This window comes from Virgibacillus aidingensis (assembly GCF_010994035.1).
Taxonomy (GTDB): domain Bacteria; phylum Bacillota; class Bacilli; order Bacillales; family Amphibacillaceae; genus Virgibacillus_N.
Map to the genome: position 1 here is coordinate 330021 of NZ_WIXN01000001.1, position 19897 is coordinate 349917.

Annotated in this window: 20 protein-coding genes; 17 read left to right on the top strand and 3 right to left on the bottom strand. The window is 40.5% G+C overall.

The window, feature by feature from the left end; translation table 11 throughout:
- Positions 1 to 182: 182 nt before the first annotated feature.
- Together GHD25_RS01800 and GHD25_RS01805 are read left to right on the top strand one after the other, a co-directional pair.
- Positions 183 to 662, top strand: a complete 480-nt coding sequence (locus tag GHD25_RS01800; protein ID WP_164214623.1) for a PH domain-containing protein — start codon at positions 183 to 185, stop codon at positions 660 to 662.
- Positions 646 to 2121, top strand: coding sequence for a PH domain-containing protein (locus GHD25_RS01805; protein ID WP_240452174.1), 1476 nt, complete (start codon positions 646 to 648; stop codon positions 2119 to 2121). The genes GHD25_RS01800 and GHD25_RS01805 overlap by 17 nt, the downstream gene beginning before the upstream one ends.
- Positions 2122 to 2166: 45 nt before the next feature.
- Here GHD25_RS01805 and GHD25_RS01810 read toward each other — a convergent pair whose 3' ends face one another.
- Positions 2167 to 2937, bottom strand: a complete 771-nt coding sequence (locus tag GHD25_RS01810) for a rhomboid family intramembrane serine protease (protein WP_164214624.1) — start codon at positions 2935 to 2937, stop codon at positions 2167 to 2169.
- A 166-nt stretch (positions 2938 to 3103) separates the two neighbouring features.
- Here GHD25_RS01810 and acpS point away from each other — a divergent pair, with 166 nt between their 5' ends.
- The 3 genes from acpS to GHD25_RS01825 all read left to right on the top strand — a co-directional run bounded on the left by acpS (position 3104) and on the right by GHD25_RS01825 (position 6800).
- Positions 3104 to 3466, top strand: coding sequence for a holo-ACP synthase (acpS, locus tag GHD25_RS01815; protein ID WP_164214625.1), 363 nt, complete (start codon positions 3104 to 3106; stop codon positions 3464 to 3466).
- Positions 3467 to 4409: 943 nt separating this feature from the next.
- Positions 4410 to 5429, top strand: coding sequence for a LolA family protein (locus GHD25_RS01820; protein WP_164214626.1), 1020 nt, complete (start codon positions 4410 to 4412; stop codon positions 5427 to 5429).
- 465 nt (positions 5430 to 5894) lie between these two features.
- Complete coding sequence (locus tag GHD25_RS01825; protein ID WP_164214627.1) at positions 5895 to 6800, top strand: nuclease-related domain-containing protein; 906 nt, start codon at positions 5895 to 5897, stop codon at positions 6798 to 6800.
- 413 nt (positions 6801 to 7213) lie between these two features.
- Here the strand turns inward: GHD25_RS01825 and GHD25_RS01830 are convergent, their stop codons facing one another.
- Positions 7214 to 7438 (bottom strand): hypothetical protein, encoded by a 225-nt coding sequence (locus GHD25_RS01830; RefSeq protein ID WP_164214628.1) that lies wholly within the window; start codon positions 7436 to 7438, stop codon positions 7214 to 7216.
- A 971-nt stretch (positions 7439 to 8409) separates the two neighbouring features.
- Between GHD25_RS01830 and GHD25_RS01835 the strand changes: the two genes are divergently transcribed.
- From GHD25_RS01835 to GHD25_RS01885, 11 genes are all read left to right on the top strand, one after another.
- Positions 8410 to 8694, top strand: a complete 285-nt coding sequence (locus tag GHD25_RS01835; protein ID WP_164214629.1) for a CopG family ribbon-helix-helix protein — start codon at positions 8410 to 8412, stop codon at positions 8692 to 8694.
- Between the two features lie 4 nt (positions 8695 to 8698).
- Positions 8699 to 9058, top strand: coding sequence for a type II toxin-antitoxin system PemK/MazF family toxin (locus GHD25_RS01840; RefSeq protein WP_164214630.1), 360 nt, complete (start codon positions 8699 to 8701; stop codon positions 9056 to 9058).
- 556 nt (positions 9059 to 9614) lie between these two features.
- Positions 9615 to 10508, top strand: a complete 894-nt coding sequence (locus GHD25_RS01845; RefSeq protein ID WP_164214631.1) for an RsbT co-antagonist protein RsbRA — start codon at positions 9615 to 9617, stop codon at positions 10506 to 10508.
- A 5-nt stretch (positions 10509 to 10513) separates the two neighbouring features.
- Positions 10514 to 10870, top strand: coding sequence for an STAS domain-containing protein (locus tag GHD25_RS01850; protein ID WP_164214632.1), 357 nt, complete (start codon positions 10514 to 10516; stop codon positions 10868 to 10870).
- A 2-nt stretch (positions 10871 to 10872) separates the two neighbouring features.
- Entirely contained in the window at positions 10873 to 11274 is a 402-nt protein-coding gene (locus GHD25_RS01855) for an anti-sigma regulatory factor (protein WP_164214633.1), read from the top strand.
- A gap of 138 nt (positions 11275 to 11412) precedes the next feature.
- Complete coding sequence (locus GHD25_RS01860; protein WP_164214634.1) at positions 11413 to 12426, top strand: PP2C family protein-serine/threonine phosphatase; 1014 nt, start codon at positions 11413 to 11415, stop codon at positions 12424 to 12426.
- A gap of 82 nt (positions 12427 to 12508) precedes the next feature.
- Positions 12509 to 12838, top strand: coding sequence for an STAS domain-containing protein (locus GHD25_RS01865; RefSeq protein ID WP_164214635.1), 330 nt, complete (start codon positions 12509 to 12511; stop codon positions 12836 to 12838).
- 2 nt (positions 12839 to 12840) lie between these two features.
- Positions 12841 to 13317, top strand: a complete 477-nt coding sequence (gene rsbW, locus GHD25_RS01870; RefSeq protein WP_164214636.1) for an anti-sigma B factor RsbW — start codon at positions 12841 to 12843, stop codon at positions 13315 to 13317.
- Positions 13289 to 14080: an RNA polymerase sigma factor SigB gene (gene sigB / locus GHD25_RS01875; protein ID WP_164214637.1), complete on the top strand. Its 792-nt coding sequence runs from the start codon at positions 13289 to 13291 to the stop codon at positions 14078 to 14080. The genes rsbW and sigB overlap by 29 nt, the downstream gene beginning before the upstream one ends.
- A 5-nt stretch (positions 14081 to 14085) precedes the next feature.
- Complete coding sequence (locus GHD25_RS01880) at positions 14086 to 14670, top strand: protein phosphatase 2C domain-containing protein (RefSeq protein ID WP_164214665.1); 585 nt, start codon at positions 14086 to 14088, stop codon at positions 14668 to 14670.
- Positions 14671 to 14960: 290 nt separating this feature from the next.
- Positions 14961 to 17102 carry a Tex family protein gene (locus GHD25_RS01885; protein ID WP_462943508.1) on the top strand — a complete coding sequence of 714 codons (2142 nt, stop codon included), beginning with the start codon at positions 14961 to 14963 and terminating at the stop codon, positions 17100 to 17102.
- Positions 17103 to 17276: 174 nt separating this feature from the next.
- On the opposite strand, the gene GHD25_RS01890 is transcribed toward GHD25_RS01885, so the two are convergent.
- Positions 17277 to 18779 (bottom strand): catalase, encoded by a 1503-nt coding sequence (locus GHD25_RS01890; protein WP_164214639.1) that lies wholly within the window; start codon positions 18777 to 18779, stop codon positions 17277 to 17279.
- 457 nt (positions 18780 to 19236) lie between these two features.
- Here GHD25_RS01890 and GHD25_RS01895 point away from each other — a divergent pair, with 457 nt between their 5' ends.
- On the top strand, positions 19237 to 19710 hold the full coding sequence (locus tag GHD25_RS01895; RefSeq protein ID WP_164214640.1) for a SprT family protein: 474 nt from the start codon (positions 19237 to 19239) through the stop codon (positions 19708 to 19710).
- The last annotated feature ends 187 nt before the right edge of the window (positions 19711 to 19897 follow it).

The window sequence follows — 19897 nt, forward strand, 5'->3', positions numbered from 1 at the left end:
ATGATTCACGCTTGTTTTTAAGCTTATCCGGTCGTTTATAAACATTAAAAGTGAACGGGCTTATGGTAGAATGAACTCAAGTCCTATTGCTAATCCTCATAATGATTAGTACATATGAAATTTGCAATAAGACCCGTGATCGGCATCTGCCCTAATAATGGAACATACAGGAGGATTGTAAAATGAGACAGCCCCCCAGAAATGCTATTGCCAAAGATGCCATTAAAGTGTGGAAAATTACAGGAGCTATTTTTACCGGCTTTCTTTTGCTTGCTGCAGTAATCATTGCAACGGTTTCCTATTTTAATGGTTATACATATTGGTTTACGGTGATTGCCATCATGATTACTCTATTAAGTGCTTTATTATTTATATTTATACTGCCGAAACTTCGCTGGAGAAGGTGGCGTTACGAGGTGTTTGAACAGGAAATATATATCCAGTACGGTATTTTGATCGTTTCCCGGACTTTGGTGCCCATGATCCGGGTTCAGCATGTGGATACAAAACAGGGACCGATATTAAAGGGGTATTCCCTTGCAACGGTGACTGTATCAACTGCGGCCACAACCCATGAAATACCTGCACTCCTGGAGGAGGACGCATCAGAATTAAGAGACAGAATTTCAGCATTGGCAAGGGTGGATGAAGATGATGTCTAGTCCTCGTCGCTTGCACCCGGCAGCCGTTTTTTTCAATCTGATTAAATCGCTGAGGGAAATGATTTTCCTGTTTATTCTCGGCTTCATCACATTCAGGGAGCAGGGTTTCCTTTACTTTTTAATGGTGGCATTTTTTATCGTCATATTAATGATTCTTTTTCATGCACTTGCATGGTACCGGTTTACATACAGGGTAGAGGAGAACGAATTGCGTATTGAATACGGTATCTTTATTCGCAGAAAAAGATATATTTCCAAAAACCGGATCCAGTCGATTGATTTGACTGCAGGAGTTATTCACCGGATATTTAAACTGGTAAAAGTTCAGATTGAGACAGCCGGCAGCGGCACAGAAGCAGAAGGTTCTTTAAGTGCTGTAACACTCGGGGAAGGGGAGCGGCTGCGCAGTGAACTGAAGCAAAGAAAAAAGTCAGCGGAGGAGGAAGTAGAAGAAGCTGAAGAAAATAACGATCCGAGCTTTACGATTTCCTTCAAACGTTTATTTTTGGCAGGCTCGACTTCCAGCAGTATTGGTATCATTCTCGCCTTTTTTGTGGTGGCATTTTCCGAGATAGAGCAATTCATTCCGGATGAAGTGTATTCCAATGCTATTGACTGGGTGGTCAGTTTAAGCCTTATATTAATAGCTGCCTTCATTGTTTTCATATTAATTATGATATGGCTTTTGGGAATCGCAGGAACGATGATAAAGTATGGTAATTTTACCATCACCAATAGGAAAAGCGAGTTGTTTATAACGCGTGGATTATTGGAAAAGAAGCAAATAACGATCCCGTTGAATCGTATTCAGGCGGTAGGCATACAGGAAAGTATGATAAGACAGCCGCTCGGCTATGCTGCGGTATTTGCAGAGGTAGCAGGCGGGTCACAGGAAAAAGGAGAAGATTTCTCCACCATTCTGTTCCCGATGATAAAGAAAACAGAAATAGCACCATTTTTGCAGGAGATTTTGCCGGGATACGCAAAACTGCCAGAAGTATGGGAGCCCTTGCCGAAAAAAGCTTTAAAATACTATTTGTTTCGCTCCATGCTGCCGTTTATTTTGCTTGGTGCAGCCGTCATTTGGTTTTTTCCGTCGTTCATCTGGTTAGCGATCATCCTATTTGCCATCAGCTTTTTGTTAGGATGGCAGAGGTATAAAGATGGCGGTTTTGCATTAAAAGGGAATATGTTAATGGTAAAATACCGGGTGTTTGGCAAAAACACGATGTTAATATACCACCGAAGAATCCAGGCATTTGAAAAAAAACAGCACCTGATGCACCGAAGGGAAAACCTGGCAACAATGGAGCTCTCCATCATAGGCAAATTTGGGGCTGGAAAGCATTATAAACTAAAGGAAATGAAAGTATCGAATACGGATGAATTGTCTGATTGGTATTCTTACAGGGGAAAATTAAATATGAATAAAAAAGACAATCAGCGGGGGATGAAGTGAACGGCCCCGCTGATTGTCTTTATCCGGATTATGTCCGGAAACCAACTAAAACATTCTGCCAAACAATCCGAGCAGTACGAGGATTCCAAGGATAATCCATATAATATTTTTCTTTAATTTATCAGGCAGCCTTTTTTTTCGCCAGCGGTCCGGATCAAATTGGATGGAACCATCATCCTGCGCATAACGGCGGCGGTTCCGCCATGGAGAATACGCCTGTGCACCTGACAAAATAACAGGGGCAATTGCAAAACCGGCTACAGCTCCAAAAATATGGGCATGAATATTTATGCCGGGACGAAGGAATGTCATAATGATACCAATAACAAATATAACCGTAATCATGTGTGAACTGCCCTGATCAATCAGATGCTTGCGGTATAACACCATGAAAATATATATGCCCATCAGTCCATAAACACTGCCGGAAGCACCAACATGCACATACCAGAATTCCGACGGCCCGAATACAAAGGTTGCAACATTTCCGGCGATACCGGTAGCGAGATAGGCCATAATAAATTTGAACTTTCCGAGCATCTGCTCCAAAGCAGGGCCAAAAAGTACAAGGGCAAAGGAATTAAAAAGCACATGCATGAAACCGGCATGGAGGAAAATAGGAGTCACTAACCGCCAGTACTGTCCCTCGGCGATGTAATAATTACTTCCTGCCCCAAGCTGGTACAAAAGATTTCCTATTTGCAGCTGCAGCAGGTCGTCAATTAGCCAAATTGCTAAATTAATAATAACGATGACGCCAACGACGGGATAAAATTGCAGGAACTCTTTTATACTTCTTTCATTCCGGATAAACATCGTATCACCCTAAATTAATTTATTTTCAAGTATTTCATCCATTGTAAAATGATATATATTATAGTTTAGTAACAAAGAGAATAGAGTATGCCCATAATAAGCTTACTAAAATTTTTTCAAAAAATATATCAATAAGTACCTGAAGAACTGGAAAGGAAGACATATTATGATATGTGGGATTGGTTTGGATATCATCGAATTGGATCGGATACGAAAAAATATACTGAGAAATAACCGTTTTGCCGAAAGGATTTTAACAGACAAAGAAAGAAATTTTTTTTATGCGCTGCAAAATGAAAATAGAAGAGTGGAGTATGCAGCAGGCAGATTTGCGGCCAAGGAAGCTTTTGCAAAAGCGCTGGGAACCGGTATTGGAAAACTGAGCTTTCAGCACATTGAAGTATTATCAGATAAAAATGGAGCTCCTTCGTTAAATGCTGCAGGCTTTGAGGATTATCGCATTTTTGTTTCCATCACACATAGCAGGGAATATGCTGCAGCACAAGTGGTTATCGAATCTCCTTCGTAAATGCATATTTGCCATGGTTGTCTCATATATTTTAGTGCAGGCAGAAGGGAACAGTTTATATGGTCATCATGAAAGTATATACGATATTGGTCAGCTTTTGCGTTGCCTGAAATTTTGAGGGATTCCAGAAGAAATATCCGGACAAGCCGGAGTGAAAAAGAACAGTAAGGTCGGACTTTAGAAATGGATATAGAACTGCCTGCTTTAAAAAAAGGGGGAAAAATGGTTTTCATGCGGGCGAGTGAATTGTTTGTGCATCAGCTGTGCAAGACCAATATCGTATGTTTTCTTTTCTGATTGACACTGTTCCCTGTTGTTTATCGGACAGGCAAGAAAGCATAAAACTTTCTTACCTGAATAAGTGCACGAGAAAAGCTTTGGAAGCGACGCACAGGAGGGTGAAACAGAACTCCGAGTAAGCATGGATTAGACGAACAATCTGCCATATTAGCTCCGGAAATATACGCAGACAGCTTGGGCTGCGCTGAATGCTTGCCCCACCGCAAAGATGTGGGGCTGCACTAAATGCTTGCCCCCACCGTAAAAGTATTCGGATCATAGACTTAGGTGCTTAGGTGAGGCGGCAATATTTCCTTGCGAAAAGTGCTGCATCACCAAGAAACTTGCAGCATAACGAGCACGCACAGGCTGACCAGCCGCCCGCGGCAAAGTAGATATCGAGAAAACGACGAAAGGAAATTTGATCGGATTTCGCACTTGTGCCAATGGTAAAAGCGAAGTTTATTTCCGGATTGTGTTTAAGCAAAAAAATTAAGAATGTTCGGTTTTATGTTTACTAAAATAGTTTTGTCCACCCTCTGAAATAAGTCGCGCCATTAAGCTTGCACTTCACAGCATAAGGGCTTCTGAGAAAGCAAAGTAGGCTTTTATGAATTCCCTTAAGCGATAAGCAAAGTTTTCTAAAGACAAGGGAGATATGTCCATGAAGAGAATGTTTGTTTTTTGGAGCGTATTCGTTTTAGGCATGGTATTGTTATTATCCGCTTGTGGCGAGCAGTCTCAAGAGGATGTAGCAGAAAGTCTGCAGAAGTCCCTGGAAGAAATGGAGGGGTATAAAGCAGAAGCGGAGATGAGCATGAAGACCGGTCAGGAAGACCAAACATTTTCCATTGATGTTTGGCATAAGCAGCCGGATTTCTACCGGGTAAGTCTATCGAATGAAGCAGAGCATGAGGAAAGCCAAATCATATTGAAGAATGAAGATGGTGTATTTGTTTTAACACCGGCATTGGAGAAGAATTTCAAGTTTCAGTCGGACTGGCCGGAAAACAGCAGCCAGCCGTATTTATACCAATCACTCGTGAATGATGTTGTCACGGACCCGGAGGCTGAGTTCGAATCCACTGATTCCCATTATATTTTCCGGACAAAAACAAATTACCAAAGCAATAACAATTTGCCATTCCAAGAGATACAATTCGATAAAAAATCATATACACCTGTTGCTGTAAAGGTGCTTGATCATGACGGGAATGCTTTAGTGGAAGTTAATTTCTCCAGCTTTGATAAGGAAGCGGCTTTTGAGGATGACGACTTCACTATGGAGAAAAATATGGCAGGCGGAGCAGCAGATGAGCCAACTTCCGGCCAGGCCACAGAAGAAAGTCCTTTTACAGTGGTGTTTCCATCCTACATGGCCGGGGCAGAACTTACAGAGCAGAAGGAAGTAGAACTGGAAAACGGGAAACGGGTGATTTTATCCTATACCGGAGATAAAAACTTCACCCTTATACAAGAACAGCTGGATGTGCAATCGACCCTATCCTCTCCGGAAGAAGTAAACGGGGATATTGTCAACCTAGGGCATTCCATTGGTGCCATTTCCGAAAATATGATCGAGTGGAGTTCCGGGGGGATGGACTTCATTTTGGCGAGTGACCAATTAACACAGGAGGAAATGGTCCAAATTGCCCAATCCGTTGAAAATCAAGAAGTGAAGTAGCATGAATATGTTTAAGCAGACTCATAAAAGGAGAGGGGGTCTGCTTTTTATTTTTTATGCTAAATATAAATTTCAGCAATTTTTATGGTGGGACGAGGAACCACGTACCGCATTCCCAATTTTTATGGTGGGGCGAGGAACCACGTACCGCATTCCCAATTTTTATGGTGGGGCGAGGAACCATGTACCGCATTCCCAATGTTTTCGGTGGGACGAGGCACAGCTATAGCGCAGAAGAGAGAATGCGGTTTTTCTGATATAGACGCAGAATTTTTGTTAATAATATAGTTTCAATAAAGATCTTTAAGAAGAATTAATCTTTTGTCCGGCCTAGTCCGTGTAGAAGCATAAGCAGGTTCCATTAACTTTCACTTGATACTAATAAATTTTAGAACATTTTCGTTTTATTTATTCAAATTCTCCGATATAATAGATTTAAATTCTAATTTAATAAGGATGTGGCCAATGCTTTATAAACCTCGTACTAAGCCCAAAGAATTAATGATCCTCGAATTATTGGACAAGCGAACAGATTTAACCAGCAAGGAAAAGCAGTACTATTTCAGCCTGAAAAAAGGCTATGAAGGAGAGAAGCTGTTTGATACATTTACGGAAAAGCTGCAATGCGATTGTTTGATCTTAAATGATCTATTATTCGAAGTCAGTAACACTACCTTCCAAATTGATTCACTAATAATGATGCCGGAAAATATTTACCTTTATGAAGTAAAGAACCTGGAAGGCGATTATTATTACCAATCTGACAGGCTATTTAAGAAACCAAAGCGGGAAATTGTTAATCCGTTAATCCAAGTGAGCAGATTCGAAACCTTACTCCGACAGCTAATTCACAGTCTCGGCTTCAATCCCCAAATTAATGCTTCTGTAGTATTTATCAATCCTGAATTCACCTTATATCAAGCTCCTATGGACAAGCCATTTATTTTACCAACACAGATCAATAGATATTTAGGAAATTTCGATAAAAAGCCTTCGAAACTAACAGCAAAACATAAAAAACTTGCTGAACAATTAGTGGCTTTACATCAAATTGAGTCACCATACAGTAAGCTGCCCCCATACAGTTATGATCAATTACAAAAAGGAATTACTTGCTCGGAATGCCAAAATTTTGCTGTTAAAGTTGATAAAAGAAAATGCCGGTGTCACGTATGTGGTTATAGTGAGTCGGTTACAAATGCCGTATTAAGAGCCATTAAGGAATTTCAGGTTTTATTCCCGAATAATAGGATTACGACCAATATCATTTATGATTGGTGCCATATAGTAGAGACAAAATATCCAATACGAAGAATTTTGGCAGATAATTTTAATGTAGCTGGAAAAAACCAATGGACATATTATGAGTGATTATGCATAAGTTTTAAGAAATTTTTGGTTCGTTTTACTTTGATCAAGTCTTGCGTTTATTAAATGAACACACGAATAATGGGATTTTCGTCCCGTTTTTGTTACCTGATCCTGCTGATGAGTGAAGGAAAGCAGCGACTCCCGTTCCGTTCGTTGCCTGATCCTGCCAATGAGTGAACGAAAGGAGCGAACTCCGTCTCATTCGTCACCTGATCCCGCCAATGAGTGAAGGAAAGCAGCGAACGCCGTCTCATTCGTCACCTGATCCCGCCAATGAGTGAACGAAAGTAGCGAACCCCATCTCATTCGTCACCTGATCCCGCCAATGAGTAAACGAAAGGAGGGAACGCCGTCTCATTCGTCACTTGATCCCGCCAATGAGTGAACGAAAGCAGCGACCTCCGTCCCGTTCGTCACTTGATCCTGCTGATGAGTGAACGAAAGCAGCGAACCCCATCCTGTTCGTCACTTGATCCTGCTGATGAGTGAACGAGAGTAGCGACCTCCGTCCCGTTCATTACCTGATCCCGCCAATGAGTGAAAGTAAGCAGCGACTCCCGTCCCGTTCGTTGCTTGATCCTGCTGATGAGTGAAGGAAAGTAGCGAACCCCGTCTTGTTCGTCGCTTGAACACGCCAATGAGTGAACGAAAGGAGGGAACGCCGTCTCTTTCGTCACCTGATCCCGCCAATGAGTGAAGGAAAGTAGCGACCTCCGTTCCGTTCGTCACCTGATCCTGCTGATGAGTGAAGGAAAGTAGCGACCTCCGTTCCGTTCGTCACCTGATCCTGCTGATGAGTGAAGGAAAGTAGCGAACTCGGTCCCGTTCGTCACCTGATCCTGCCAATGAGTGAACGAAAGGAGGGAACGCCGTCTCATTCGTCACTTGATCCTGCTGATGAGTGAACGAAAGTAGCGACCCTCGTCCCGTTCGTCACCTGATCCTGCCGATGAGTGAAGGAAAGCAGCGCCCCCCGTCCCGTTCATCGCCTGATCCCGCCAATGAGTGAACGAATGCAGCCAAAACGTCCTCGTTCTTTGCCACATAAGTCCGGTTGGAGAAGCGCGACAGTTTTTTCGGATCCCGCTATTTACCAGATCATTCTGCGAGTGAGAGTTTTCCGGGTATTTGGTACTGTTGATCAATATCAACCTTCACATAGCCGTTATGTCAAGGGAATTAAAAATTTAATGGAAATGAATATGTCATTGCAGGAATAGTTGTATCGTCCGACTTTAAAAGCCGTCATAAAAATTTAACATGAGATAAAATCATGTAATATTTTATGCATGAAACAGAAAAACAGGCATATATTTAATTGGAGTGAATTTAAATTAGCTATGGCTTATGGACTATATCTATGCTATGATCATAATTAGAATTTAATTTATTGCAGGTCCACTTAGGTAGCGCAGAATAACACTTCTTAAACCAAGCGGATTCCGCAGCTGACGGAATAAATCTGTCTGGTTATAAATTCGATTATCGACAAAAAGAAACGATTTTTATAAAAAAATAACGATACCCCTTTGCAAATGGGCTTGTTCAATGGTATTATTATAATGAATTTCATAAAGAACGTGCAACAGTTGGCGGAGGTGCATAGGTTTTGTCAGAGAGTGTACAGGAAATCTTGGTGAAACTGCCAAAAAACCTTATAAACGAGGTGGATGGGTTAATGAAATATGAAAATAGTGACTTAAGTGATTTCATATGTCAGGCTACACAAAATTACCTGCAGCAAAAGAGAAATGAGCACATTCAGCAATTTCGTGAAACAATGCAAAAGGGCTATGAAGAAATGGGCCGCATTAATCTGACAATAGCTTCAGAAGCTTTTCAAGCTGAAGAGGAGGCTGAAAACACCTTAGAGCGCACTGTGATCGGGGTGTAACAAGTTGATCGTTCAGCGAGGTGAAGTATATTTCGCCGACTTATCCCCTGTTGTTGGGTCAGAGCAGGGTGGCGTACGTCCGGTGTTAATACTGCAAAATGATATTGGAAACCGGTTTAGTCCAACCGTTATAGTTGCTGCTATTACTGCCCAGATTCAAAAGGCAAAATTACCTACCCATGTGGAAATTGATGCAAAACGTTATGGTTTTGATCGTGATTCAGTTATATTGCTGGAACAAATCCGCACATTGGATAAGCAGCGCCTAACGGATAAAATAACAAAACTTGATAGTGAAATGATGGCCAAGATCAACCAGGCACTGGAAATAAGCCTCGGTTTAAAGGACATGTACAGCGAATGATATACCCTTGTTTAAAATGGACAGGGGTATTTTTTGTTTGGCGGAATATAAGCCCTTTATTTCATGTAGTAATTTATACCCCATTTTTCATATGTAAAACCACCAGCATTATTTTATGGAGATGAATTATTGGTTAACCCTGGTTCTATATGATACATACGCGCAGATTAACTATTGGGATATAATAAATCTGTGTTCTCAACTGATTGATTAAACTTCAATTACATACCGGAGACATTTTTACACATGTAACTTTATCATTTAACTCTTAATCACATACGGAGGCAATTTTCCAGTATGAGCGTGCTGCAATTTCTTCCCTGGCTGCCAGCATATCTCTTAATCTAAAATCTGCTGTTTAAAAAAGTCAAAGATTCGATTGGAGTCCTAGTGAAAAAAATACAAAAATCGTAAAAATATGCTACACTATACGTAATTAAAATATATATTGCCCTTAATCAGCTTTTCCCTCTGCTCCGCGTTATTGATTGCAGAATTCTTATAAACATGTGACAATATTCTATAGAATGATAGCTCGAATAATGGAGGTAACTAAATGGACCAAAAGTTTAAGCAATTGGTTTTGGATAATAGTGATCAGATAGTTGAAATGTGGCTGAAGGAAGTAGAGTCCTTAAAGACTGAAAACTATACATCAAGTATTTCGGATGATTTATTTGAGAGTACAAACAGGGAATTCGTGAATGTTATATTTACTAGTGTAAAAGATCATGGTTCCACAAAGGTAGTAGAGGAATTTTCCGAGAAAATTATTAATCTTGGCTGGCCGCTTAGTTACATTACGGACGGGCTGCAGGCATTTCGCAAAGTAACCATTGATTACCTGCTGAAAAATTCTGATCAAGTGGATTCCAATTATTTTTCGGAAGTTCTGGAAAGTGTAGACCGATGGGTAGGTCCGCTCATCCGGCAGCTTGTGAATGAATACTCCGGAAGCTGGGAACACATTGTATCCCTGCAGCGTGTAGCACTCCAGGAGTTATCTGCCCCGCTTATCCCGGTAATGGACAGAATCACGATAATGCCATTGATCGGTACGATTGATACAGAGCGTGCAAAATTAATAATGGAGAATTTGCTTGAAGGTGTAATTACCCATAATGCAGAAGTGGTACTAATTGATATAACCGGTGTACCTGTGGTAGATACCATGGTTGCTCACCACATCATACAGGCTGCAGAAGCGGTCCGGTTAATTGGTGCTACTTGTATTCTGGTGGGGATCCGGCCTGAGATTGCCCAGACTATCGTAAATCTCGGCATTGACCTGGGCAAATTTCCGACAAAAAGTTCATTGAGAAAAGGATTTACGAGTGCGCTGGAAATAACAAATCGAAAAGTAATTGATGTAAACGGAAAAAGTAATACGAACGATGGAAACAGCGATGGTATAGAAAGTCTGATTGATGCTATGAAGCAAGGAGAGTGAGGAGAATGCGAATACCTATATTAAAGTTGCATAACTATTTACTCATATCCATCCAGACAGAACTAGACGATAATACAGCCATACAGTTCCAGGAGGACTTGCTTAATAAGATTCATAAAAGCGGTTCTTCCGGTGTTGTAATTGATCTGACATCCGTAGAAATTATTGATTCTTTTATTGCAAAGGTACTTGGCGATGTGGTGACAATGGCGGATCTAATGGGGGCGAAGGTAGTTCTGACTGGTATCCAGCCGGCAGTGGCAATGACATTAATCGATCTTGGGATTCATTTACAAAATGTGCCGACTGCTTTAGACCTGGAACAAGGTCTAAATAAATTACACCAGGAATTAGGTGAATAGAAATGAAACCTGAAACCTGTGTTACAATCCAAAGAGAATGGGATATCGTAGGTGCAAGACAATTAGGCCGGGACATTGCTAAAGAGATTGGGTTCGGCACAGTGGACCAGGCACGAATAGCAACCGCGATATCGGAATTAGCCCGCAATATCTATTTATATGCAGACGAAGGAAAAGTCTGTTTCGAGAAAATAAATAGGATAGACCAAAAAGGCATTTGTATCATAGCTATTGACACAGGCCCAGGGATTGACGATGTCAGTAGAGTAATGGAAGATGGGTATTCCACTTCGGGAGGGCTGGGGGCTGGCCTTCCGGGAGTGAAACGTCTGATGGACGAGTTTGATATGAAATCAGACGGGGGCAAAGGGACGAATGTAAAAGCCATAAAATACTTAAGATAAATAGAAATATAAGAAATATATGCACCCAATTTATCAGTGCATATGAATGGAAGGGAAAGTATAACACTTTCCCTTCTGTACTGAACAGAAAAAGCATACTAAGAATAAATAACAATCATGCATTTGGGGGATAGAAGGATGGATGACGTTATTAATATAAATGTGGAAAGTTATAAAGGCTTATTAAAACGTTATATTGAATCTCAGGATGAAACTTCTCTATATGGAGTAGAGCAAGTAAGTAAATCATTTATCCAGAAAAATATTTTACCCGAGGAAATTGTTAATGTACATATGCAGGCAATGGAAGATATTTACCCTCAATTATCGGAAGACTACAGGCGTTCACTGAATTTTTTGCTTGAAGCGATGATTTCCTATGGCCTGGCTCACCAGGAGTTTCAAATGCTGAGGGAAAAACAGGTTGAGCTTAAATCGGAAATCGCTGTGGCAGCCAATATGCAAAACACCCTTTTAGGCAGCCCCATTCCGGAAATTGAAGGCATTGATATTGGTATCCGAAGTGAGCCTGCGAATGATATGAATGGAGATTATCATCATTTTACTAAAGCAGCAGATGGCCGCTTGGAATTGGCCATTGCAGATGTTATAGGAAAAGGAGTCCCGGCAGCACTTTGTATGTCCATGATAAAATATTCCATGGAAAGTTACCCGGAAGAACAGAAGTCACCAAGTAATGTCTTGTACAATTTAAATAGGGTAGTAGAACAGAATGTGGATCCCGGCATGTTTATTACGATGCTGTATGCACAATATTGCCCTTCGGAGGAGAAAGTGAGATATGCCTCTGCAGGACATGAACCCGGGTATTATTATAATGCGGAAACGGAAACCTTTGTAGAAATGGAGACGAAAGGACTTGTTCTTGGTGTGACACCGGAAACGAAGTATAAAGAATTTGAGCAGAAAATGCGTGCCGGCGATATGATTATATTTTTTACGGATGGTGTTACCGAGGCAAAAGAAGGGGATCGCTTTATCGAAACAGAGGAACTGTTGGATATAATGAGGAATCATATTCACCTCCCTGCCCAGGAAATGGTGGATCAAGTATATAAGTATTTTGAACGCCTGCAGGGATTTGAATTAAGGGATGACTTTACACTGGCTGTTTTGAAAAAAGAAGTTTAACGATATTAAAGTTCGGGTATAGGAATTTGTATCTATAAAAGAAAACTGTTATCCATAAAAATGCTACATAAGGAGGAAAATAATGGATTTAACAATTGATATTTTGACCGAGGATAAAAAATCTATCGTTCATCTTTCTGGTGAAATTGATGCATATACAGCACCCGACCTAAAAGAAAAACTTCTGCCGCTGACAAAGCATCCCGATCATGTAGTCGAGGTCAACCTGGAAAATGTGAATTATATGGACAGTACAGGACTTGGTGTCTTTATCAGCGGTTTAAAGGCATCGAAAGAAAATGGCAGTCATTTAAAACTGGTACATCCGCAGGAAAAAGTAGCCCGTTTGTTTAAGATAACCGGCTTGGATGAAGTGTTGGATATAAACTCAGCGATTCGGGGTGGAAGTTAATCATGGAAGCATTGGATTTTATTGAAATGAAGATACCGGCAAAAGCTGAATATGTTGGTGTAGTCCGTCTAAGTATTGCCGGGATTGCAAATAGAATGGGTTATTCCTATGAAGATATTGAAGATTTAAAAGTAGCCGTGTCCGAAGCAATTACGAACGCTGTCACCCATGCCTATCGTGAAAAAGACGGCGGAGAGGTGACCATTGGTTTTGGTATATATGAGGACCGTCTGGAAGTTATGGTGGCAGATCATGGCGGAAGCTTTAATATTAAGGAAATTAAAAGTGATATAGGCCCATATGAGGAATCGGAGAATGTGGAAAATCTGCGCGAGGGCGGGTTTGGACTTTTTCTCATTAACGCGTTAATGGATAAAGTTCAAATCAACAATGAATACGGCGTCATTGTATTAATGACAAAGTATCTTGCAGAAACAGAGGTGGGCTTTGATGACAACCAAATCTCAACCAGACAATAACGGGCGGGATGAGGTTTACCAGTGGATAGAATATTTGCAGAAAAACCCTTCAGATGAAGCTTTGCAGGAAAAGATTGTCCTTACCTATCAGGATCTTGTGGAATCGATAGCAAGGAAGTATTCCAAAAATAGTTCTATTCATGAGGATTTGGTACAGGTGGGCATGATTGGGCTGCTGGCTGCAGTACGCAGATATGATGAATCATTTGGTAAATCCTTTGAGTCTTTTGCGATTCCAACCATTATTGGGGAGATAAAACGATTTATCCGTGACAAAACCTGGAGTGTTCATGTTCCCAGAAGAATTAAAGAACTTGGACCAAAGATTAAAAAGGCAGTGGACGAGCTGACAACAGCCAATCAGACCTCACCAACGATTAAAGAAATTGCAGATTACCTTAATGTGACGGAAGAGGAAGTGCTGGAAACGATGGAAATGGGCAAAAGCTATAAAGCACTTTCTGTTGATCGTAAAATAGAAGCGGATTCGGATGGGAGCACTGTGGCCATACTGGATCTGATTGGAAATGATGAATCAGGCTATAATAACATTGATCAGCAGATGATGCTGGAGAAAATCCTGCCTATTTTATCGGAAAGAGAACAGCTTATATTACAGTACACCTATTTTGAAAATAAAAGCCAAAAAGAAACAGGGGAGTTATTGGGCATTTCGCAAATGCATGTTTCCAGGTTACAACGTCGGTCATTGCGCAAGTTGAGGGAAGCCATTCAGGCCGAAAGCACGGAGGTATTTGATTGACTGACATGAAGAGAATAAACGTTGCTGTTTTCCAAAAACCGAAAAAAGGTAAGTACTACTGCGGAGACAGCTATTTTTATTTGGAAACCGAAAATGAATTTCTTTGTGCAATTGCGGATGGTTTAGGCAGTGGTGAATATGCCCGTGAGTCTTCGCAGATTGTGATCGATATTATCAGAAAAAATATGAATGAATCTATTGAAAGCATCATTAAAATTTGCAATGAACAGCTATTTGGAAAAAGAGGAGTCGTACTGGGAATATTAAAGATAAACTTTGATTCCATGCTATATTCCTTTTCATCCATTGGGAATATAGGAATAGTGACAGCAAATAGAAACAAGAAGAAAAAGCGCAATATACCAAGTTCGGGATATCTGGCAGGTTATCCCCGTAAGTTTAAAGTTATTCAGGAAAGGCTTGAAAAAAACATGAATTTTATCATGTTTTCTGATGGGGTAAATGATAAAGATTTATCGGACTTGGATATATTTGGAAACAATGTAGAAAATATTATTAAAACATTTCAATATAAAAGCAAGCCGGAAAGAGACGACGACACAACCTTAATAGCCATGCGCTACCAGTAATGCAACACGGGGACGGATCTCGTGTTGCAATTTTTTTCTTTTATCGAACGATAAATCCCTCTTAGTATAAAACAATGGAGTCCCAGCCAAAATTATCTTCCTCCGCGCTCAGTGCTTCCCCCGGATTGATCCAATGGTATTATGAAAAAAGCGTGTTCTTTGATAAAATAAGCTATGGCAGGCAAGAAAATATCTTCCCTGCGTGACATACACATTCCATATTTGGTGATAAGTCAAGTTTTTACAGTATAAAGGAGGAACATGGCTTGGCATATGAATTAAATGAAAATCTGAGTCAATTGGTTGCGAACGATGTGCAAATTAAAAAAAGCATTGTGGATAAAGTCATCGAACTATTAGACGAAGGGAATACACTTCCTTTTATTGCACGTTATCGAAAGGAAATGACCGGCGGCCTGGATGAAATACAAATTAAAACCATTCAGGATAAATGGAACTATGCCGTTAATTTATCCGAAAGAAAGCAGGAAGTCATTCGGATTATTGATGAACAGGGGAAATTAACCGAAGAATTAAAGGGAGAAATAACGAAAGCTACTCAATTGCAGCAAGTAGAGGATCTATACCGTCCTTATAAGCAGAAACGCCGGACAAAAGCGACGATTGCAAAAGAAAAAGGGTTGGAACCACTTGCAGAGTTAGTTTGGCAGCAGGAAGCTGAAGATATTTCCGGGGAAGCAGAAGCGTATATTTCTGAGGAACAAGCATTACATAACGTGGACGACGTCATAGCTGGCGTGAATGATATTATTGCTGAATGGATTTCCGATGAACCAAAAAACAGGGAATATATCAGGGATGAAACTTTCAAACGGGGAACTATGGTTTCAGAAGCAAAAGACACTGCACAAGACGAAAAGGCAGTGTATGAAATGTACTATGACTACCATGAGGCTGTCCGTTCTATCGTCTCTCACAGGGTTTTAGCACTGAACCGCGGGGAAAAGGAGGGTGTGCTAAAGGTAACAATTGAGCCGCCTGTGGAGAGGATTATTGCATATTTAACCCGCAATATAATAACATCAAGCGCAAAACAACAAGTAAAAACGATTCTGGAAGAAGCAATACAGGACAGCTACAAAAGATTAATACAGCCATCGATTGAAAGAGAAATACGCAAAAGCCTGACTGAAAAAGCAGAAGAACAGGCTATTGATATATTTTCAAAGAACCTGAAAAGCTTGTTGCTGCAGCCGCCATTAAAAGGAAAAAGCATCCTTGGTATTGATCCGGCTTTCAGGACAGGGTGTAAACTGGCAGCAGTAGATGAAACAGGCAAGGTAATGCAGGTAGGCGTGATGTACCCGACTGCACCCAGAAATGATGTGAAAGGCGCAGAAAAAACCGTCATGGAATTTATAGAAAAAAACAACGCAGAATTAATTGCTATTGGCAACGGGACCGCCTCCAGAGAGACAGAGCAATTCGTTTCAGATGTCATTCGAACTAACAATCTGGATATCCCGTATATTATTGTGAATGAAGCAGGCGCGAGTGTGTATTCCGCTTCGAAGTTGGCAAGGGAAGAATTTCCTGACTTGCAGGTGGAGGAAAGAAGTGCGGCTTCTATTGCAAGACGGGTACAGGATCCATTAGCAGAATTGGTGAAAATTGATCCGAAGTCAATTGGTGTCGGTCAGTATCAGCATGATGTGAGTCAAAAAGCCCTCTCCGAATCACTCACATTCGTAGTGGAAACTGCCGTAAACCAGGTTGGGGTGAACGTAAATACTGCCTCCAGTTCTCTTCTGCAATATGTCGCTGGTTTAAACAGCACTGTAGCAAACAATATTGTGAAAAAGCGAAATGAAGAAGGTAAGTTCATAAACCGGAAACAACTCAAAAAAATTCCGCGTCTTGGTGCCAAAACTTATGAACAGGGAATCGGTTTTCTGAGAATCATTGATGGAGATCATCCATTGGACAGAACACCAATACATCCTGAAAGCTATAGCCGTACGGAAAAACTGTTGGGCATGCTGGAATGTACACTGGAGGATATAGGGTCGGAAAAATTGGCCGGGAAACTGCAGCTCGAAAATAAAAAAGAGATGGCTGAAAAACTGGAAATTGGTGTGCCGACACTCGAAGATATCATCAGTGCATTGAGTAAGCCTGAACGTGATCCGCGGGATGATTTTCCACAGCCGCTGTTAAAGCAAAATGTGCTGACCCTGGAAGACTTGGAACAGGGAATGGAAATGCAGGGCACAGTCCGCAATGTGGTGGATTTTGGTGTGTTTGTAGATATCGGGGTAAAACAGGACGGGCTGGTTCATATTTCGAAGATGGCAAATAAATTTGTAAAGCATCCGATGGATATTGTTTCAGTCGGAGATGTGGTTACGGTTTGGGTAGAAAACATAGATGTGGAAAAAGGAAGAGTTGCTTTAACAATGATTGAAAAATAAAGCTTTCATCAAGTATTCAAATGCCTGAGGATTCGCTCCTGGCTGCCAGCTGAATCAATATGGAATAATTGCTTACTGGAAAAGCTATATTGAACCAAAAAAGCCGATGGAGAAACTGAATTTCTCCATCGGCTTTTTGATAGCGGCATTTACAGCCTTTATATTAATTTATTTTTATTTCTCTTGACCTGCAGCTGCTTCCACATCGCTCATGGAGATTCCAAGTGCTTTAGCTACCCCTTGGCCATAAGCCGGGTCAGCTTTGTAGCAGTTGCTGATATGCCTGATTGCAACTTGTTTCGTAACACCCTCCATGTCTCTTGCAGTGTTATCAAACAAACGCTGCTGCTCTTCCGGACTCATCAGTCTAAAGAGTTTACCTGGCTGTTCATAGTAAAGATCATCGTCTTCACGGAAGTTGTGGTAATCAGCGTCTCCCAGGATTTCAAGCGCTGGCTCCTGATGTTCTTTACTGTCTTCCCATTCCCCATAGCTGTTCGGGCTGTAGGAGATAGATCCGCCCTCTGCCGGGTTTAATACACGCATTGCTCCATCACGATGGTATGGATGGAAGTTTTTCGCGTTTTTAGGGTAGTTAACAGGAATTTGCCAATGGTTGACACCTAGACGGTAACGCTGTGTATCACCGTAAGAGAAAATACGGCCCTGCAGCATTTTATCCGGCGAGAAACCAATTCCCGGTACAATATTAGTAGGTGCAAATGCAGCCTGCTCTACTTCTGCAAAATAGTTATCCGGGTTGCGGTTTAGTTCCAGTTCCCCAACTTCAATTAATGGGAAGTCTTTTTTATACCATACTTTTGTTAAGTCAAATGGGTTGTAAGGCATATTTTTTGCTTCTTCTTCTGTCATTACCTGGATATATAGCGTCCATTTAGGGTAATCGCCTTTTTCGATAGATTCAAATAGGTCTCTTTGGTTGCTGTCACGGTCTTTACCGATGATAGCTTCCGCTTCCTGGTCTGTAAGGTTTTTAATGCCTTGCTGTGTACGGAAATGGAACTTAACCCATACACGTTCATTGTTTTCATTAATCATGCTGTATGCATGGCTTCCGAATAAGTGCATATGGCGGAAACTTGCCGGGATGCCGCGGTCACTATTTACAATGGTAACCTGATGAAGTGATTCAGGCAGCAATGACCAGAAATCGTATTTAGAGTTCGGATTGTTTACGTTTGTTCTAGGATCACGTTTAACTACGTGGTTTAAGTCTGTGAATCTCTTTGGATCTCTCATGAAAAATACTGGTGTATTATTACCAACCAAATCCCAGTTTCCGTCTTCTGTATAGAATTTCATGGCAGTTCCGCGGATATCACGCTCATCATCAGCGGCACCACGTTCACCGGCCACTGTTGAGAAACGGATAAACATGTCTGTCTGTTTACCGATCTCTGAAAAGATGGAGGCTTTTGTATATTTTGTAATATCGTGAGTTACTGTGAAGGTACCGTACGCACCGGAGCCTTTTGCGTGCATGCGGCGTTCTGGAATAACTTCTCTATCAAAATGTGACATTTTTTCAATGAACCAGTAGTCTTCCATCAACAATGGTCCGCGTTTACCAGCCGTTTTGGAATCATCATCATTCGGTACCGGCGCACCAAAAGCAGTGGTCAACTTCTTCTTGTTTTGCATATCTTTCTCGTTCATAAACGATTCCCTCCTGTATTTTAAATACAATAGTAATTTTATCACAATAAACATAAGTTTACTATGAATATAGACTGCTGCATTTGTTACATATTATTGAACATCATGCTAATTTCTCTATTATAATAGAGATAACATTTTCTCACCTGCAGCTAATAAATGATAATTAAATCAAACTGGATAAATGTAAGTATCCGTAACTTGTATTATTGGCATAGATACAATTAGGTGATACGTATCCCTCCAAATCCACATAATAAATTACGTATGTATATAGTATAAATCAACTACAAAATAAAATCAATGTTTATTTACAATAATTTTAAACAGATATTGATTTTACGTAAATTAATAGGGTTTAATCCCTGTAGCGTTTTGTGATAAGATAAAGAAAAATATCAGAATGAGAGATTTTGTCATTTAATATTTATCTGATTGCAGAATTGGGTGTTTATGTATGGATCTTTTAAATGAAAAAGCACTTTACAAAATAGTAAACGACTTATCCTGGGAATTTTTTCACAAACCTTTTATACACCAGGTTAAATTCAACTCCCGATTAAGGACAACAGGTGGCAGATATTTACCTCATAAGAAAACAATTGAATTAAATCCCAAGTATTATATGGAAGCGGATGAAAATGAGTTTATAGGTATAATTAAACACGAATTATGCCATTACCATCTTCATATAGAAGGGAAAGGCTACAAACACGGGGATGCTGATTTCAAATTTTTATTAAAAAAAACGGGGTCGCCAAGGTACTGTAAGCCGCTGCCATCTAACCAACTGATGTATAAGCATGAATATAAATGTAAAAAATGCGGTTTTATATATAGAAGGATCAGGAAAGTGAATACGAAAAAATATGGATGCGGAAAATGCCATGGTAAATTGGCTTATCAGGAGAAAGTCGAAGTTCATGCATAAAAGATGACCAATAGTCTTATTTAATAAAAGCTATTTATTCAATTATAGCAGCCAAAGCTTAAAAAAATATCCCGCGGTTTATATTAAAATTTGTTGACGAATGAAATAGGACATGTTAAATTCTCAAGTTTGACAGTTAAAACCCCAGAAATACTTATGTACCAAGTATTTCTGGGGTTTTTTGAAC

Excerpts from the sequence above, each read along its gene's own strand:
- GHD25_RS01865 (WP_164214635.1), top strand. The coding sequence starts at position 12,509 with ATGGATTTAACAATTGATATTTTGACCGAGGATAAAAAATCTATCGTT.
- GHD25_RS01895 (WP_164214640.1), top strand. The coding sequence starts at position 19,237 with ATGGATCTTTTAAATGAAAAAGCACTTTACAAAATAGTAAACGACTTA.
- GHD25_RS01855 (WP_164214633.1), top strand. The coding sequence starts at position 10,873 with ATGAAACCTGAAACCTGTGTTACAATCCAAAGAGAATGGGATATCGTA.
- rsbW (WP_164214636.1), top strand. The coding sequence starts at position 12,841 with ATGGAAGCATTGGATTTTATTGAAATGAAGATACCGGCAAAAGCTGAA.
- GHD25_RS01800 (WP_164214623.1), top strand. The coding sequence starts at position 183 with ATGAGACAGCCCCCCAGAAATGCTATTGCCAAAGATGCCATTAAAGTG.
- GHD25_RS01850 (WP_164214632.1), top strand. The coding sequence starts at position 10,514 with ATGCGAATACCTATATTAAAGTTGCATAACTATTTACTCATATCCATC.
- GHD25_RS01805 (WP_240452174.1), top strand. The coding sequence starts at position 646 with ATGAAGATGATGTCTAGTCCTCGTCGCTTGCACCCGGCAGCCGTTTTT.
- GHD25_RS01825 (WP_164214627.1), top strand. The coding sequence starts at position 5,895 with ATGCTTTATAAACCTCGTACTAAGCCCAAAGAATTAATGATCCTCGAA.
- sigB (WP_164214637.1), top strand. The coding sequence starts at position 13,289 with ATGACAACCAAATCTCAACCAGACAATAACGGGCGGGATGAGGTTTAC.
- GHD25_RS01880 (WP_164214665.1), top strand. The coding sequence starts at position 14,086 with ATGAAGAGAATAAACGTTGCTGTTTTCCAAAAACCGAAAAAAGGTAAG.
- acpS (WP_164214625.1), top strand. The coding sequence starts at position 3,104 with ATGATATGTGGGATTGGTTTGGATATCATCGAATTGGATCGGATACGA.
- GHD25_RS01810 (WP_164214624.1), bottom strand. The coding sequence starts at position 2,937 with ATGTTTATCCGGAATGAAAGAAGTATAAAAGAGTTCCTGCAATTTTAT.
- GHD25_RS01860 (WP_164214634.1), top strand. The coding sequence starts at position 11,413 with ATGGATGACGTTATTAATATAAATGTGGAAAGTTATAAAGGCTTATTA.
- GHD25_RS01890 (WP_164214639.1), bottom strand. The coding sequence starts at position 18,779 with ATGAACGAGAAAGATATGCAAAACAAGAAGAAGTTGACCACTGCTTTT.
- GHD25_RS01845 (WP_164214631.1), top strand. The coding sequence starts at position 9,615 with ATGGACCAAAAGTTTAAGCAATTGGTTTTGGATAATAGTGATCAGATA.
- GHD25_RS01820 (WP_164214626.1), top strand. The coding sequence starts at position 4,410 with ATGAAGAGAATGTTTGTTTTTTGGAGCGTATTCGTTTTAGGCATGGTA.